10 protein-coding genes and 1 tRNA gene are annotated in these 15,330 nt (G+C 74.1%); 7 read left to right on the top strand and 4 right to left on the bottom strand.

Going from position 1 to position 15,330, the window contains the following annotated elements:
- Window positions 1-7 precede the first annotated feature (7 nt).
- Together nudC and ACP7CD_RS02205 are read left to right on the top strand one after the other, a co-directional pair.
- On the top strand, window positions 8-1,093 hold the full coding sequence (nudC, locus tag ACP7CD_RS02210; protein ID WP_232035276.1) for an NAD(+) diphosphatase: 1,086 nt from the start codon (window positions 8-10) through the stop codon (window positions 1,091-1,093).
- Window positions 1,087-2,919 carry an ATP-dependent helicase gene (locus ACP7CD_RS02205; protein ID WP_017833443.1) on the top strand — a complete coding sequence of 611 codons (1,833 nt, stop codon included), beginning with the start codon at window positions 1,087-1,089 and terminating at the stop codon, window positions 2,917-2,919. Before nudC ends, ACP7CD_RS02205 begins: the two co-directional genes overlap by 7 nt.
- Here ACP7CD_RS02205 and ACP7CD_RS02200 read toward each other — a convergent pair.
- Entirely contained in the window at window positions 2,910-3,731 is an 822-nt protein-coding gene (locus ACP7CD_RS02200) for a hypothetical protein (RefSeq protein ID WP_426118689.1), read from the bottom strand. The genes ACP7CD_RS02205 and ACP7CD_RS02200 overlap by 10 nt on opposite strands.
- A 163-nt stretch (window positions 3,732-3,894) precedes the next feature.
- Between ACP7CD_RS02200 and ACP7CD_RS02195 the strand changes: the two genes are divergently transcribed.
- Complete coding sequence (locus ACP7CD_RS02195; RefSeq protein WP_035927587.1) at window positions 3,895-4,464, top strand: M48 metallopeptidase family protein; 570 nt, start codon at window positions 3,895-3,897, stop codon at window positions 4,462-4,464.
- Here the strand turns inward: ACP7CD_RS02195 and ACP7CD_RS02190 are convergent.
- On the bottom strand, window positions 4,440-5,912 hold the full coding sequence (locus ACP7CD_RS02190) for a zinc-dependent metalloprotease (protein ID WP_426118687.1): 1,473 nt from the start codon (window positions 5,910-5,912) through the stop codon (window positions 4,440-4,442). The two genes, ACP7CD_RS02195 and ACP7CD_RS02190, sit on opposite strands and share 25 nt — an antisense overlap.
- Window positions 5,913-6,128: 216 nt before the next feature.
- Here ACP7CD_RS02190 and ACP7CD_RS02185 point away from each other — a divergent pair, with 216 nt between their 5' ends.
- The 3 genes from ACP7CD_RS02185 (at window position 6,129) to ACP7CD_RS02175 (ending at window position 10,476) form a co-directional block, all read left to right on the top strand.
- Complete coding sequence (locus ACP7CD_RS02185) at window positions 6,129-7,208, top strand: YlbL family protein (RefSeq protein ID WP_017833447.1); 1,080 nt, start codon at window positions 6,129-6,131, stop codon at window positions 7,206-7,208.
- Window positions 7,209-7,365: 157 nt separating this feature from the next.
- Window positions 7,366-10,353, top strand: a complete 2,988-nt coding sequence (locus tag ACP7CD_RS02180; RefSeq protein ID WP_426118685.1) for a UPF0182 family protein — start codon at window positions 7,366-7,368, stop codon at window positions 10,351-10,353.
- Window positions 10,354-10,399: 46 nt separating this feature from the next.
- A tRNA-Met gene (locus ACP7CD_RS02175) sits at window positions 10,400-10,476 on the top strand.
- Between the two features lie 121 nt (window positions 10,477-10,597).
- On the opposite strand, the gene ACP7CD_RS02170 is transcribed toward ACP7CD_RS02175, so the two are convergent.
- Both ACP7CD_RS02170 and ACP7CD_RS02165 read right to left on the bottom strand, forming a co-directional pair.
- Window positions 10,598-11,341 carry a PspA/IM30 family protein gene (locus tag ACP7CD_RS02170; RefSeq protein WP_017833616.1) on the bottom strand — a complete coding sequence of 248 codons (744 nt, stop codon included), beginning with the start codon at window positions 11,339-11,341 and terminating at the stop codon, window positions 10,598-10,600.
- Window positions 11,342-11,495: 154 nt separating this feature from the next.
- Window positions 11,496-13,547, bottom strand: a complete 2,052-nt coding sequence (locus tag ACP7CD_RS02165; protein WP_109268249.1) for a TPM domain-containing protein — start codon at window positions 13,545-13,547, stop codon at window positions 11,496-11,498.
- Window positions 13,548-13,826: 279 nt separating this feature from the next.
- On the opposite strand from ACP7CD_RS02165, the gene ACP7CD_RS02160 reads away from it, so the two are divergent.
- Window positions 13,827-15,302, top strand: a complete 1,476-nt coding sequence (locus ACP7CD_RS02160) for a S1C family serine protease (RefSeq protein WP_109243507.1) — start codon at window positions 13,827-13,829, stop codon at window positions 15,300-15,302.
- The last annotated feature ends 28 nt before the right edge of the window (window positions 15,303-15,330 follow it).

Below are 15,330 nucleotides of genomic sequence, written 5' to 3'. Positions count from 1 at the left end.
GGGGGACGTGCCCGCCTCCACCCCTTCCGAGCCCGTTTCCGGCTCCCGCCCCGTGCCCGCCCCCGAGCGTCTCTCGCCGGCCCGCCTGCCGTTCGCGGCGACGGCCTTCGACCGCGACGCCGTCGACCGTGAGCTCCACGACGTGCGCGTGCTCGCCGCGCAGGACCCCACCACGCTCGTGCTCGTGCTCGCGGGCGGTCTCGCCCCCGTGGCCGGGGACGCCCTGGTCCTGGTGCCCGCGGCCGAGCTCCCGGCCGTGCCCCACGACCCGCGCCGGCCGGAGGTCTACCTGGGCCGGCTGCCCGGCGCCGACGGGGCCCCCGGCCCCCGCGTCCTGCTGCGCGCCGTCGCCGCCCCCGAGCCCGGGAGCGAGGACGCCGCGGCGGAGCCCTTCGCGGTGCCCGAGCCCCTCGTGGCGGCCGTCACCGCGTTCGCCTCCGGCCGGGGCGGGGAGGAGCTGCGCTGGGCCGGCCTGCGGGAGCTCGGCCCGGTGCTCCCGACCGGGGACACCTCGCTGCTCGTCACCGCCCAGTCCGTGGGACTGTGGCACCGGGACCACCCCCGGTGCCCGCAGTGCGGGGAGCCCACCGAGGTGATCCGGTCCGGCTGGGCCCGGCGGTGCCCCAACGACGAGTCGCTGCACTTCCCGCGCACCGACCCCGCGATCATCGTGGCGGTCAGTGACGGCGACCCCGACCCCGACCAGGAGCGGCTGCTGCTCGGCCGCTCCGCGCTCTGGAAGGGCAACCGGTTCTCGACCCTCGCCGGGTTCGTGGAGCCGGGGGAGTCCCTGGAGCAGGCCGTGGTCCGCGAGGTCGCCGAGGAGGCGGGCCTGACCGTGGGGGACGTGCAGTACCTGGGCTCCCAGCCCTGGCCGTTCCCGCGCTCCCTGATGCTCGGCTGCCGCGCCGTGGTGCGCTCCGGCGCGGCCGTCCCGGACGGCCAGGAGATCCTGGAGCTGCGCTGGTTCACGCGGGCTCAGCTGCGGGAGGCGGCGCGCACCGGGTCCGTGACCCTGCCCGGGCGGGTCTCGATCGCGCACGCGCTCATCGCGCACTGGCTCGGCGAGGACCTGCCGGAGACCGCGTGGTGACCAGCAGCGAGACCGGCACGGACGTGGAGTCGACCCTCGAGGAGCGCATCCTCGCCGGCCTGGACCCCGAGCAGCGGGAGGTCGCGACCACGCTGCGCGGACCCGTGTGCGTGCTCGCGGGCGCCGGCACGGGCAAGACCCGGGCCATCACCCACCGGATCGCCTATGGCATCGCCACGGGCGTCTACACCCCGCAGAAGGTCCTGGCCCTGACGTTCACCGCCCGCGCCGCCAACGAGATGCGCAACCGGCTGCGCGAGCTCGGGGCCGCCGGGGTGCAGACGCGCACGTTCCACGCCGCGGCCCTGCGCCAGCTGCAGTACTTCTGGCCCCAGGCCGTGGGCGGGCCCCTGCCCGGGCTCGTGGAGCACAAGGCGCGGCTCATCACCGAGGCCGCGCAGAACATGCGCCTGTCCACGGACCGCGCGGCCGTGCGGGACCTCGCCGCCGAGATCGAGTGGGCCAAGGTCTCGATGCTGACCCCCGACACCTATCCGACGCGGGCGGCCGGGCGGGAGATGCCGCTGAACTACGACGTGCGCACGGTCCAGCGCCTGTACCAGTCCTACGAGGAGCTCAAGACCGACCGGCACCTGATCGACTTCGAGGACGTCCTGCTGCTCACGGTGGCCGTGCTCGAGGAGGACGAGCGCGTCGCCGCGACCGTGCGCGAGCAGTACCGGCACTTCGTGGTCGACGAGTACCAGGACGTCTCCCCGCTGCAGCAGCGTCTCCTCGACGCCTGGCTCGGGGGCCGGGACGACGTCTGCGTGGTGGGCGACGCCTCCCAGACGATCTACTCGTTCACCGGGGCCACCTCCCGGCACCTGCTCGAGTTCCCGGCCCGGCACCCGCAGGCGCGGGTGATCGAGCTCGTGCGCGACTACCGCTCCACCCCGCAGGTCGTGGAGACCGCCAATCGTCTGCTCGCGGCCCGCCGGCCGGCGCGGGGCTCGACCCCCGGCGCCTGGGCCACGCCGCTGCGCCTCGTGGCGCAGCGCCCGGACGGGCCGCCCCCGTCCTGGAACGAGTACGCGGACGACGAGGCCGAGGCGGCGGGGACCGCGGCGCGCATCCGGGACCTGGTCGACGACGGTGTGCCCGCGTCCGAGATCGCCGTCCTCTTCCGCACCAACGGGCAGTCGCAGGCCTTCGAGACCGCGCTCGCGGAGGCGGGCATCGGCTTCCAGCTGCGCGGCACGGAGCGGTTCTTCAACCGGCCGGAGGTCAAGCAGGCCGTGGTGCAGCTGCGCACGGCGGCGCGGGCCGCCGAGGCCTCGGACGAGCCCACGCGCCTGGTGCGCGACATCCTCTCCTCGCTGGGCTACTCGGACCGCGCGCCGCGCTCCACGGGCGCGGTGCGCGAGCGGTGGGAGTCGCTGGCCGCGCTGGTCTCCCTCGCGGACCGGATGGCCGCGGAGGCCGCCGCCCGCGAGGAGCAGTTCGTGCTCCCCGACTTCGCCGCGGAGCTCGAGCGGCGCATGGCCCAGCAGGACGCCCCCGTGATGAACGGGGTGACCCTGGCGTCCCTGCACTCGGCGAAGGGCCTCGAGTGGGACGCCGTGTTCCTGGCGGGCCTCAGCGAAGGGCTCATGCCGATCGGCTTCGCCGAGACCGCCGACGAGATCGACGAGGAGCGCCGGCTGCTCTACGTGGGCATCACCCGCGCCCGGGAGCACCTCGTGCTGTCCTGGACCCTGTCCCGCACCCCGGGCGGCCGGCCCACGCGCAAGCCCTCACGCTTCCTCGACGCCCTGCGGGAGACCGGCGGAGACCGCCCGGCCCCGCGCCGGTCCCGCCCGGGCGGCGCCCGCGCTCACGCCTGATCGAGCCCGCACAGGCACCGGCTCCGGTCCGGCTCCGGCCAGGACACCGCGTCCGGCCACGGCGGGGCGTAGAGGGCGGCGCGTCCCGCGCCGCCCTGCTCCCGGTGCCCGTGCCCCTCGGCCCCGGCGCCGCACAGCGAGTCCAGGGCCACCGCGAGCACCTCGACGGCCAGGCGGACCGCGACGGCCTCCGCGTGGGCCGCGCCCGCCCACGCCGCGAGGACGGCGGCGGTGCCGTGCGGCGCCGTGCGGGGCTGCGTGTGCTCGAGCGTCGCCCGCACGCAGTCCGGGCAGGGCCGGTGCGCCCAGGGCACGGTGGGCCAGCGCAGCAGGACCCCGTCGGCGTGGTGCAGCGACACCACCGGGTGGCGGGGGTCGATCCCCGCCCACGCCTCCGTTTCCACCGCTCCGGGCGGGAGCCGGCCGTCCGGGGCGGGCCGCCCGGAGCTGTGCACCACGACCGTGCCCGGCAGCAGCGCCCCGGGGAACAGCTCCGGCGCGCTGACGGGGGCGCACCGGGGGTCGAGCTCGCGCAGCCGCCGGCGCAGGGCCGCCTCGCGGGACCGGCCGACGTCCGCGGGCCGGTACGCGCCGGTCCCGAGGTCGGCGGCCGCGACGGGCGCGGTGTCGCTGACGTTGAGCCCGAGCACGCCGCAGCGCAGCAGGCGCACGGCCAGCGCCGCCGCGAGACCGTCCAGGCCCAGGAGCAGGACGTGCACCTCGTCCGGACGGGGCCGCTCGAGACAGGACAGGCGCAGGTCCGGGTCGTGCGGGGAACCCTGAGGAGGGCCGGGGAACGGAGTGGTGGGCACGGGACGCCTTCCGGGACGCGCGGGCGGGACGTCGTCACTCTCGCCCGGACCGTGCCCGCGGCGCGCCCGCCGGCGGGTCGTCCACAGTGCACGGCGGAGCGCCGTGCACATGGGCGCGGGCCGGCGTTTCGCGGCCCGTGCCCGCGGCGTGTTCAATGGCCCCATGCCCGTACCGTCGCAGCCCGAGGTCGTCGTGCGCCGCTCCGCCCGCCGGCGCAAGACCGTGTCCGCCCACTGGAGCGAGGACACGGTGGTGCTCTCGGTCCCCCAGACGGCCACCCGGCGGGAGATCGAGCACTGGACCCGCGAGCTGGTGCCCCGGGTCGTGGAGCGCCGGCGCCGCGAGGCGGCCAAGGGCGCCGACCGGCGCTCCGACGACCACCTCCTGCAGCGCGCCCACGAGCTGTCGCGGCGACACCTCGACGGCCGGGCCCGGCCCTCGGACGTGCGGTGGTCCGGGCGGCAGCACACCCGGTGGGGCTCCGCGACGCCGGCCACCGGCGTCATCCGGATCTCGGCGCAGCTCCAGCAGGCCCCGGAGTGGGTGCTCGACTTCGTGCTGGTGCACGAGCTCGCGCACCTGCTCGAGGCCGACCACAGTCCCCGGTTCCGGGAGCTCGAGGCCCGCTACCCCCTCGCCGAGAAGGCCCGGGCGTTCCTGGACGGCGCCGCGTGGGCGCACCGGCACGCAGGACGCGCCGGCGCGGATCAGCGGGAGCCGTCCCCGTCCTGAGGCCCGTCGTCCTCCGGCCGCCCGGGACCGCCGTCCGCGCCGGGAGCAGGGTCCGTGGCCGGACCGCCGTCCGCGCCGGGCCCGCCGTCGGGGCCCTCGTAGCCGCCCGAGAGCAGCCGCTGGAGCGCGGCGTCGACCTCGTCCTCGGACGCGGTGAGCAGCCCGCGGCGCTCGGTGAAGCCCGCGGGGTCGTCCAGGTCCTCGTCGGTGGGCAGCAGCTCCGCGGCGTCCCACAGGCCGTCCCGGTCCTCCACCCCCCGGCGCTCGCCGACGTACTCCCAGAACTGCGCGGCCTCGCGCAGCCGGCGCGGGCGCAGCTCGAGCCCCACGAGGGAGCCGAACGCGTGCTCGGCGGGCCCGCCGGCGGCGCGGCGCCGCCGGACGGTCTCGGACAGGGCCTCCCCGGAGGGCAGGTTGGCGGTCGAGGCGACGGTGACCACGTGCACCCAGCCCTCCACGAGGGCGAGCACCGTCTCGAGCCGCTTGAGGGTGACCTCCTGGTCCGGGGTCTGCTGCGGGGCGAAGATCCCGGAGGACAGGGCCTCCTGCATGCTCGAGGGATCCATCGGGTCGATGTCCCGGGCGGCCTCCTCGATGCGGGACATGTCGATGTGGATCCCCGCGGAGAAGCGCTTGACGAGGTCCAGGATGTGCTGGCGCAGCCACGGGTTCGCCGCGAACAGCCGGACGTGCGCCGCCTCCCGCACGGCGACGTAGAGCATGATCTCCTGCGCGGGGATGTCCAGGCCCTCGCCGAACGCCCTGATGCTGGCGGGCAGCAGCCCGGAGCGGCCCTCCGCGAGCGGGAGGCCGATGTCGGTGGAGCACAGCACCTCGCGGGACAGGCCGCCGATGGCCTGGCCCAGCTGGATTCCGAACAGCATCCCGCCGGCGCCCGCGAGCATCCCCGAGGCCCCGCCCATCATGGCGGACAGCTCGGGGGGCAGCTGCTGGGTGAGGGCGTCGGTGAGCGCCTTCGTCACGGACTCCGCGACCGGGCCCGTCATGTCCTTCCAGGTCTCCTGGGTGGCCTCGATCCACTCCGCGCGGGACCACGCCTGGGGCCGGATCGAGGTCTGGCCGAACTCGGTGTGGTCGGCCAGCCACAGCTCGGCGAGGCGCATCGCGTCCTCGACCGCGCCGCGCTGGGCGGGGGTCACCGACGGGTCGCCGTCGGCGGCGGCGATCTGCCGCGCGTGGTCGTGGGCGAGCTTCCAGTTGACCGGTCCCTCGGACTCCCCGGCGCCCATCATGGACTGGATCTGCTGGAACATCATCGACATCGCCTGGGGGTCCACCGGCACGCCGGCGCGCTGGAGGTCCTCCGGGCTCATCCCGCTCTGCCCCATGAGGCGCTCGAGCATCTCCTGGAAGGGATCCTTGGGGCCGTCGCCGGAGTCGTCGCCCGGGGTGTTCCCGGGGCGGTCGTTGGGAGGCTGGGGAGTCATGGGTCCACCGTTCTTCGATCGGGTCGGGGGATCGGGCGGCACGGGCGCGCCCGACGTCTCTGCTCCCAGCGTAGCGAGCACCGGACGGGGCCGACCATGAGCCAACTCCCAGTTCGCTGGAAGCTCAGGGCCGGGTCGCGCGCGATAAGCTGGACCGTCCGGACCGTGCGGCCTCACAGCCTCCGGTCCCTCCGACGACGACGCCGAGGACCGCCCGTGACCGCATCCCCCCGCCCGCGCCGCGCCCTGCGCCGCCGCGGTCTCGAGTCCTGGGCGCTGCTGGGCTCCGCCGGGCTGCTGCTGGCCGGGACGGTGCTGCCCGCCCCGTTCGTGATCGAGGCTCCCGGGCCCACGTTCAACACGGTGGGGGAGCACGACGGCCGGCAGCTGCTGGGGGTCTCCGGCGCCCCGACCTACCCGAGCGACTCCGTCCTGGACCTGACCACGGTCTACGTGACCGGCGGGCCCAACAAGAACGTCAACGTGCTCACCGTGCTCGGGTCCTGGCTGGACCCGTCCGCCTCCGTGGTGCCGGCCGACACCCTCTACCCCCGGGACGTGTCGGGGGAGGAGGCCGACCAGTACAGCATGGCGGCGATGAGCAGCTCGCAGGAGGACTCGGTCGCCGCCGCGCTGACGCACCTGGGCCAGGACTTCAGCACCCGGCTCTCCGTGCAGGACACGGTCCCGGGCGGCCCCGCGGAGGGGGTGCTCGAGCACGGCGACGTCCTGCGCGGCGTGGACGGGGAGCCCGTTTCGTCGCTGCCGTCCCTCAAGTCGGCTCTCGACGCGGCGGGGGAGCGCGGCGTCACCCTGCAGGTCGAGCGGGCCGGGTCGCCGCGCGACGTCGAGGTGGACACCGTGCGCGACGAGGCGTCGGGGAACTGGCAGCTCGGCGTGTTCCTGCTGGCCGCCTACGACTTCCCGATCGACGTGGCGTTCGAGCTCGACGAGGTCGGCGGGCCCAGCGCGGGGCTGATGTTCGCGCTGGGGATCGTCGACGAGATGACCCCGGGCTCGATCGCCGGGGACCGGCACGTGGCCGGCACCGGCACCATCACCCCGGAGGGGGAGGTGGGGCCCATCGGCGGCATCCGGCAGAAGCTCGAGGGGGCCGCGGCGGCCGGGGCGGAGGTCTTCCTCGCCCCGGCGGACAACTGCGCCGAGGCGCAGGGCCACGTCCCCGAGGGGCTGACGGTCGTGTCCGTGCGCACCCTCGACGACGCCGTGGCCGCCGCCGAGGCCGCCGGGAGCGGCGGGGACCTCTCCGCGCTGCCGGGGTGCGCCGCCCGATGACGGGCGCCGTGTGCACGATTGCACCCCCGAGAAGCCCGCGGGCAGAATGGACGGGGTGCCCCGGCGACCCGCCGGCGGCGCTCCTCCTCGACGCAGGCCGCACCCCACGACTTCACGCACCACACCTGACGAACGACCCCGATTGCAGAGGTAACCAGTGACCGCCGGACCCACAGCCCCCCGACCACCGAGGCAGCAGCCAGCAGGACAGCGGCGGAAACGGGGTGCGCTGTGGCCGACGGTCGTGGTCGTCCTGGTCCTCGTGGCCGCCTTCGTGGGACTGACGCAGCTCTACACGGACGTGCTGTGGTACGACCAGCTGGGCTACCTCAGCGTGTTCGTCACCGAGAACGTCACGAAGATCGTGATCTTCGTGGTCGCCGCCGTGCTCGTGGCGGCGCTGATGTTCGCCAGCCTCTTCCTCGCCTACCGCAGCCGGCCCATCACGGCCGAGTCCATCGTGGACGACAACCTGCGCCGCTACCAGGAGGCCCTCGAGCCGGTCCGCAAGATCGTCATCGTGGTGGTGCCCGTGCTCTTCGGGCTCTTCGCGGCGAGCACGGCGATGACCCAGTGGGACACCGTGCTGCTGTTCCTCAACCAGGAGCCGTTCGGCCAGGAGGACCCGCAGTTCGGCCTCGACATCGGCTTCTACGTCTTCACCCTCCCGTTCCTGCGCTTCCTCATCGGGTTCCTGGTCTCGGCGATCCTGCTGGCCGGCGTGGCGGGGATCCTGATGCACTACGTCTACGGCGGCATCCGGATCACCGAGCGGGGGCTCAGCACCACCCGGGCGTCCCGTGTGCACCTGGGGGTGCTGGCCGCGCTGTTCCTGCTGCTCCAGGCCGCGAACTTCTGGCTGGACCGGTACTCCACGCTGCAGTCCACGTCCGGGACGTGGACCGGCGCGCTGTACACCGACGTCAACGCCGTGATCCCCACCAAGGCGATCCTGGCGGCGGCCGCGCTGATCGTCGCGATCCTCTTCGTCGTCGCGTCCTTCATCGGCCGCTGGCGGCTGCCGATCATCGGCACCGCCATGCTGCTCGTGGTCGCGGTCGTGGCAGGCGGGATCTACCCGTGGATCGTCCAGCGCTTCCAGGTCACGCCCACCGAGCAGGCCCTGGAGAGCCAGTACATCCAGCGCAACATCGACCTCACCCGGTCGGCCTACGGGCTGGACGCGGCCGAGGTCATGCCGTACGACGCCACCACGGAGACCGAGCAGGGCGCCCTGCGCCAGGACACCGAGACCACCTCGAACATCCGCCTGCTGGACCCCAACGTGGTCTCGGCGGCGTTCTCGCAGCTGCAGCAGTTCCGCCCCTACTACCAGTTCCCGGACACCCTCAACGTGGACCGCTACGAGATCGACGGCGAGGTCCAGGACACCGTCATCGCCACGCGTGAGCTGAACCCCGACCAGAACCAGGGGTGGTTCAACCAGCACGTGGTCTACACCCACGGCTACGGCGTGGTCGCCGCCTACGGCAACCGGGTCGAGGTGGACGGCAAGCCGCAGTTCATGCAGTCCGGCATCCCGTCCCGGGGCGTGATCTCGGACGACTACGAGCCGCGCATCTACTTCGGCGAGAACTCCCCGCTGTACTCCATCGTGGGCGGCGCCGAGGGCGACGAGCCCCTCGAGCTGGACCGTCCGCAGACGGCCGGTGACGAGGCCGGCGACGCCAAGACGACGTTCGCCGGCAACGGCGGGCCCAGCATCGGCAACTTCTTCAACCGGCTCGCCTACGGCATCAAGTTCCAGTCCTCGGACATGCTGCTCTCGGACGCCGTGCGCCCGGAGTCGCAGATCCTCTACGACCGGGACCCGCGCGAGCGGATCGAGAAGGTCGCCCCGTACCTGACGGTCGACGGCGCCCCGTACCCGGCCATCATCGACGGTCAGGTCCAGTGGATCGTGGACGCCTACACCACCTCGGACGCCTTCCCGTACTCGACGCCGTCGGTGCTGCAGGAGGCGACGCAGGACACGCAGACCGCCCAGGGCGCCGCGGCGGCCCTGCCGCCGGAGCGGGTCAACTACATCCGCAACTCGGTCAAGGCCACGGTCAACGCCTACGACGGCTCGGTGAACCTGTACGCGTGGGACGACCAGGACCCGGTGCTGAAGGCGTGGCAGAACGTCTTCCCGAGCACGCTCAAGCCCTACTCCGAGATGTCGGCGGAGCTCATGGCGCACGTGCGCTACCCGCAGGACATGTTCAAGGTCCAGCGGGAGCTGCTCAACCGCTACCACGTCACGGACTCCGGCAGCTTCTACCAGAACGACGACGTGTGGTCCGTGCCCAACGACCCGACGCAGGACTCGGACGTGGCGCTGCCCCCGTACTACCTGTCGATGCGGATGCCCGGTGAGGAGGAGGCCAACTTCTCGCTCACCACCTCCTTCATCCCGCAGCAGTCGGAGACGGGCAACACCCGCAACGTGATGTACGGGTACCTCTCCGCCAACTCCGACGCCGGCACCGGCGAGGACGGCGTGAAGAGCGACGAGTACGGGACGCTGCGCCTCCTGGAGCTGCCGCGCTCCTCCGTGGTGCCCGGCCCCGGCCAGGCGCAGAACCTGTTCAACTCGGACACGGACGTCTCCACGGAGCTGAACCTGCTCCGCCAGGGCGCCTCCGAGGTGATCAACGGCAACCTGCTCACCCTGCCCGCGGGCGGCGGCATGCTCTACGTGCAGCCCGTCTACGTCCAGTCCTCGGGCGACGCCGCGTACCCGACGCTGCGGCGCGTGCTCGTCGGCTTCGGCGAGGAGGTGGGCTTCGCGCCGACCCTCGAGGAGGCCCTCGACGAGGTCTTCCAGGGCGACTCCGGGGCCCAGACGTCGTCCGGTGCGGGCGTCGACGAGGCGGAGGCCGGGAGCCCGGACGGCGCCGGCGAGGACGGGGCCGAGGCCCCGTCCGGCGGCGCCAGCCTCGAGGACGCCCTCAGCGACGCCAACCAGGCGATCCAGGAGTCCGAGGAGGCCCTGCAGGACGGCGACTGGACGTCCTACGGCGAGGCCCAGCAGCGGCTGCAGGACGCCATCCAGCGGGCGCTCGAGGCGGACGGCGTCGTCGCCCCCGAGGCGGAGGGCGCCCTGGCCCCCGAGGAGCCGGCCGAGCAGCCCGCCGAGTAGCCGATTTGCGGGTCCACCCCGCGGCACGTATAGTCATACATGTCGCCGCGGGGTGGAGCAGTTCGGTAGCTCGCTGGGCTCATAACCCAGAGGTCGCAAGTTCAAATCTTGCCCCCGCAACCACAGAAGGCCCCCGGACCGTCACGGTCCGGGGGCCTTCGCCTTGCCCGGAGGACCCCGGGCGGGAAGGAGCCCCCACGGCCGCGGCCGTGGGGGCTCCTCCGTGCCCGGGGACGGGGCGGGGTCAGACCTCTTCGGAGGAGACGATCCGCTCGGCGTTGCGGGACTTCAGGGCGGCGAGCCGGGCCTCGATCTCCGACTGCTGGCCCAGGGACTCGAGGGACTCGAACTGCGCGTCCAGGGAGGACGCGGCGAGCTCCTGCTGGCCCAGGACACGGGCCTCCTCGCGGCGGATCTTGTCCTCGAAGCGGGAGACCTCGCTCGTCGGGTCGAGCACGTCGAAGGCCTTGAGCGCGTCCTGGACCTGCGACTGCGCCTGCGCGGTCTTCTGCCGGGCGTTGAGCTCGTCCCGCTTGTTGGACAGCTCCTGGAGCTTGCCCCGCATCTTGTTGAGCCCGTCCTTGAGCTTCTCCACGACCTGGGTCTGGGACTGGATCTGCGGTTCGGCGCCGCGCGCCTCCGTCTCGTACTGGATCTGGCGCTGGAGGGCGACCTTGGCGAGGTTGTCGAACTTCTCGGCCTCGGAGGACTTGCCGGCGCCCCGGTACTCCTCGGCCTTGTTCGAGGCCGCGAGGGCCTTGTTGCCCCACTCCTGGGACTCGCGCACGTCCTCCGCGTGGTCCTGCTCGAGCAGGCGCAGGCTGCCGATGGTCTGCGCGACGGCGGCCTCGGCCTCGCGGATGTTCTCGGTGTAGTCGCGCACCATCTGGTCCAGCATGAGCTGGGGGTCCTCGGCGGCGTCGATCATGCCGTTGATGTTGGCCTTCGCGAGCTGGGCGATGCGGCCGAAGATGGACTGCTTGATCATGGTTCCTTCTCTCCTCTGGTGCTTCCCGGGAGGGGCTCCCGGGATCATGGGTCGGTCGGGGACGGTGGGTCGGTCAGGGGTCACGGGGCGGACGAGGGTCAGAGGGGCGGCGGTGCGCGGTGCCCGTCCGGCGGCGGGCGCCCGTCGGCGCGGATCAGAAGCTGCCGCCGATGCCGCCGCCGAAGCCTCCGCCGCCACCGCCGAACCCGCCGCCGAAGCTGCCGCCGAAGCCTCCGCCGCCACCGCCGAAGCCTCCGCCGCCGTTGAGGATCGAGCCGAGGAGGATGCCGCCGAGCATCGCGCCGCCCAGACCGCTGTTGGAGCGGCCCCGGTGGCCGCCCATCCCCACGGGCGTGCCGAAGCCGCCGTAGGAGAAGGAGTCGACGTCCTGCTGGGCGATGTACTGGGCCTCGCCGGCGAGCCGGACGGCCTCGTTGGCGCAGGTCAGCGCCTCGGAGGGGTCCGACTTCCGGGCCTGCTGGGCGGCCTCCAGGTAGCGCTCGGCCTCCGCGAGGCGGGTGCGGGCCTCCGGGCCGACACCGCCGCGGCGGGCCCAGATGTACTCGCTCGCCGAGCTCAGCTGCGCCTGCGCGGAGACGAGGGTGTGGGCGAGGGTCTCCCGCGCGGAGCGGTCCCGGTCGTTCTGGGAGCGCACCGACGCGAGCCCCTTGTCGAGCTCGTCCTTGGCCACGGCCAGACGCCGGCTCAGGCCGAGCGGGTCGATCCGTCCCGCGCCCATCTGCTCCTCGACGGTGCGCAGGACGGCGCCGACGCCGGCGACCGCCCCGGCGAGCTCCGGGTTGGAGCCGCGCCGGACGAGGGCGTCCGCCTCGGCGACGTCCCGCTGGGCGATGGTCACGGCGTCCTTGAGGGACTCCTCGGCGTGGGCGAGCTCGGTGGCCGCGTGCTCCACGGCGTCGAGCAGGCCCCCGGCCTGCCCCACGCCCTCCTCGGCGGCGCGGATGTCCAGCACGGCGTCGCTCGTGCGCCCGGCGGCGAGGTCGGTGCGGGCCTCCTCCACGGCGGTGTCCACGAAGTCGAGCCGGTCCCGGGCCTGGTCGATGTTGTCCTTGACGGGGGCGAGCGCCGTGTCGTTGTAGCGGGCGGTGAGCTCCCGCAGCCGGGCGTCGGCCGTGCCGAAGCGGGGGCGCACGGCCTCGGCCTGGCGCCGCACCTCCTCGAGCGCCTGCGGGGCGCGGGACTCCAGCTGGCGCAGCGAGCTGAACGCCTCCTGGTGCTCCTGGAGCGGGCGCTGGGCGTCCTGGGAGCGGGCGATGATCTCGCCGAGCCAGGCGCGCTGCTGCTCCTCGGTGTCGGGGATGTGGTCCTCGAGCTGCTGCTGGAGGGCGAAGGAGGCCTGCATGTGCTTCTTGGCGTCCTGGACGGCGCGGCGGAACGGCTCGACCTGCTCGTCCCCGTACTGCAGCTGGGCGAAGGCCAGCTCCTGCTCGGAGTGCTGGATGGCGTTGTCGGTGGACACCAGCAGCTCCCCGGCCCGCTTGCGCAGCTCCGGCACCGGGACCTCCTGGTAGGGGCCGGCGGGACCCTGCGGAGCGCCCCGGCCGCCGGGCCCGCCCTGCGGGGCGGACCCCTGCTGCCGGCGCTTCTTGTTGCGGGAGGCCATGCCGTAGACGGCGAGCCCGCCGAGGCCGAGCGCCCCGAGACCGAGCAGGCCGAAGCCCGCGCCGCCCCCGTCCGAGCTCTCCCCGGTCCCGGCGGGGGCGCCGGAGAGCTCGGTCTCGATGCCCTCGACGGCCCCCTCGACCGCGCCGTCCCAGTCGTCGGCCGCGAGCGCCGGGGTGATGAACTGCCGGTTGATGCGCTCCTGCTGCTCGGTGCTGAGGGGCCCCGTGGAGTATGCGGAGAAGCGCTGCTGCCGGTCCTCCGTGGCGACGACCAGCACCGCGTCCGAGCTGCCGAGCCCGTTGAGCTCGGCGAACTCCTGCAGCCACTCGTCGGGATCCGAGGGGTCGGTGAAGGTGTCGACGAACACGGCGGTGAGGGTGATCCCCTCCTGGGTGGCGAGCTCGCGCACGTCCGCGGCCAGCGCGGAGGGATCCTCCAGCACCCCGGACTCGTCGACGATCCGCTCGCCCGGGGGCACGTCGACGGGCGGCTGGGCGAGAGCCGCTCCCGCGGGTACGAACAGGGCGAGCGTCAGGCCGCAGCCGGCGGCGGTCCGGCGGGCAATGGGGCGCCAGTGCATGATCTCCCTCACGTGGTCGGTGCTCCCGATTCTAGGGCGAGGGCGTCACGGCGTGGCGATCGGCGCCGGACCTACGCGCAGGGCGAAACCACAAGGCGGCTGATGACCTGCGGGCGGGCCCCGGCGGTCCCCGGCCGCCGTCCGGGCGGCGCCCGGGGAACGGCCAGGGCTCTCAGCGTCGTCTCAGTGCGGACGTGGATACTTGGGGACAGAGCCGCCCGTGCCACCCCGTCCGCACCGGGGACCGCCGGGCCCGTCCGTTTCCAGGAGGAGACCCCCATGTCCGAGCCCCGCGACCCGCGGTACGGTGCCGATCCACAGCTCACACAGCCCCTCCCGCCCGTCTACGGCCGTCCGGCCCACGACCCGTGGGCGTCCGGCGCCGAGCAGGACGCGCGCGCCGGCCACGGGGCACCGCAGGCCGGCGGCCAGGACGCGGGCCCCTACGCCGGGGCGTGGCAGGGCGCCGGGGACCCCGCCGCCCGGCACCCGTGGGGGAACGGCACCGGGAGCGGCACCGGGGGCCGCCGGGAGCGGCGGCGCTTCTCGGGGGGATCGCTCGTGACGGGCATGGTCCTGGCCGCACTGGTGGGGGCGGGGGCGGCCGTCGGGACGGACGCCCTGCTGGACGGCGGCGGCGCGGCACCGGCGGCGGGCGGGTCGACGTCCAGCTCGGTCATCGTCAACGACCAGGACGAGGTGAACGCGGTCACCGCGGCGGCCGTGAAGGCGTCCCCGTCCGTGGTGACGATCTCCGCGTCCGGCGGCGGTCAGAACGGCTCCGGCTCGGGGGTGATCATCGACGACGAGGGCCACATCCTCACCAACACGCACGTGGTGACCCTCGACGGGACCACGAGCAGCCCCTCCCTCGAGGTGCAGCTCGACGACGGCAGGGTGCTGCCGGCCGAGGTGGTCGGCACCGACCCGCTGTCCGACCTCGCGGTGCTCAAGGTCGACGCCCAGGGGCTGACCCCGGCGACCCTGGGCTCCCTGGACGACGTGAACGTGGGCGACACGGCCATCGCGATCGGCGCGCCGCTGGGCCTCGCGGGCACGGTGACCGACGGGATCGTCTCCACCCTCAACCGGACCATCACGGTGGCCTCCTCCGCCGCGCCGTCCACGCCGTCGGAGGGCGACGGCGAGGGCGAGGAGCAGGGCGGCGGCAACGACTTCTTCTTCAACTTCCCCGACGAGGACGGCGGCTCCGGCGGCCGCTCGCAGGGATCCTCGCCGTCGGTGTTCCTCAACGTGATCCAGACCGACGCGGCCATCAACCCCGGCAACTCCGGCGGGCCGCTGATCGACACGGACGGCGAGGTGATCGGGATCAACGTGGCCATCGCCTCGGCCGGTTCCGGCACGGAGGCCGGCAACATCGGCGTGGGCTTCTCGATCCCCGTCGACACCGCCCAGCGGGTGGCCGTGGAGATCATCAACAACGGCCGGGCCACGCACGGCTACCTCGGCACGAGCGTGAGCGCCGCCCCGGGCGCGGACGGCCGGAGCCGGGCCTTCTCCGACGGCGCCGCGGTGGAGCAGGTCGTGCCCGGCTCGCCGGCCGACGAGGCCGGACTGGAGGTGGGCGACGTGATCACGGAGTTCGACGGCCACCGCATCCAGGACGCGAGCTCCCTGACGGCGGCCGTGCGTGAGCTGCCCGCCGGTGGGACCGGGACGATGACGTTCGTGCGGGACGGCGAGGAGCGCACCGCGGACGTGACGGTCGGGGACGCCGAGGAGCAGCAGTGAGCGGCGGGCCCCGGCGGGCGGCCGGTCG

Origin of the sequence: Kocuria sp. LHG3120, from assembly GCF_049897445.1 — a bacterium.
In the GTDB taxonomy this organism is placed as follows: Bacteria; Actinomycetota; Actinomycetes; order Actinomycetales; family Micrococcaceae; genus Kocuria; species Kocuria rosea.
Note: the sequence above shows the minus strand (reverse complement) of the source record. Positions and strands in the feature narration are given on the sequence as shown.

Bases quoted from the DNA above. Each gene is read 5' to 3' on its own strand.
- ACP7CD_RS02190 (WP_426118687.1), bottom strand. From the start codon at position 5,912: ATGACTCCCCAGCCTCCCAACGACCGCCCCGGGAACACCCCGGGCGAC.
- ACP7CD_RS02160 (WP_109243507.1), top strand. From the start codon at position 13,827: ATGTCCGAGCCCCGCGACCCGCGGTACGGTGCCGATCCACAGCTCACA.
- ACP7CD_RS02165 (WP_109268249.1), bottom strand. From the start codon at position 13,547: ATGCACTGGCGCCCCATTGCCCGCCGGACCGCCGCCGGCTGCGGCCTG.
- ACP7CD_RS02170 (WP_017833616.1), bottom strand. From the start codon at position 11,341: ATGATCAAGCAGTCCATCTTCGGCCGCATCGCCCAGCTCGCGAAGGCC.
- ACP7CD_RS02195 (WP_035927587.1), top strand. From the start codon at position 3,895: ATGCCCGTACCGTCGCAGCCCGAGGTCGTCGTGCGCCGCTCCGCCCGC.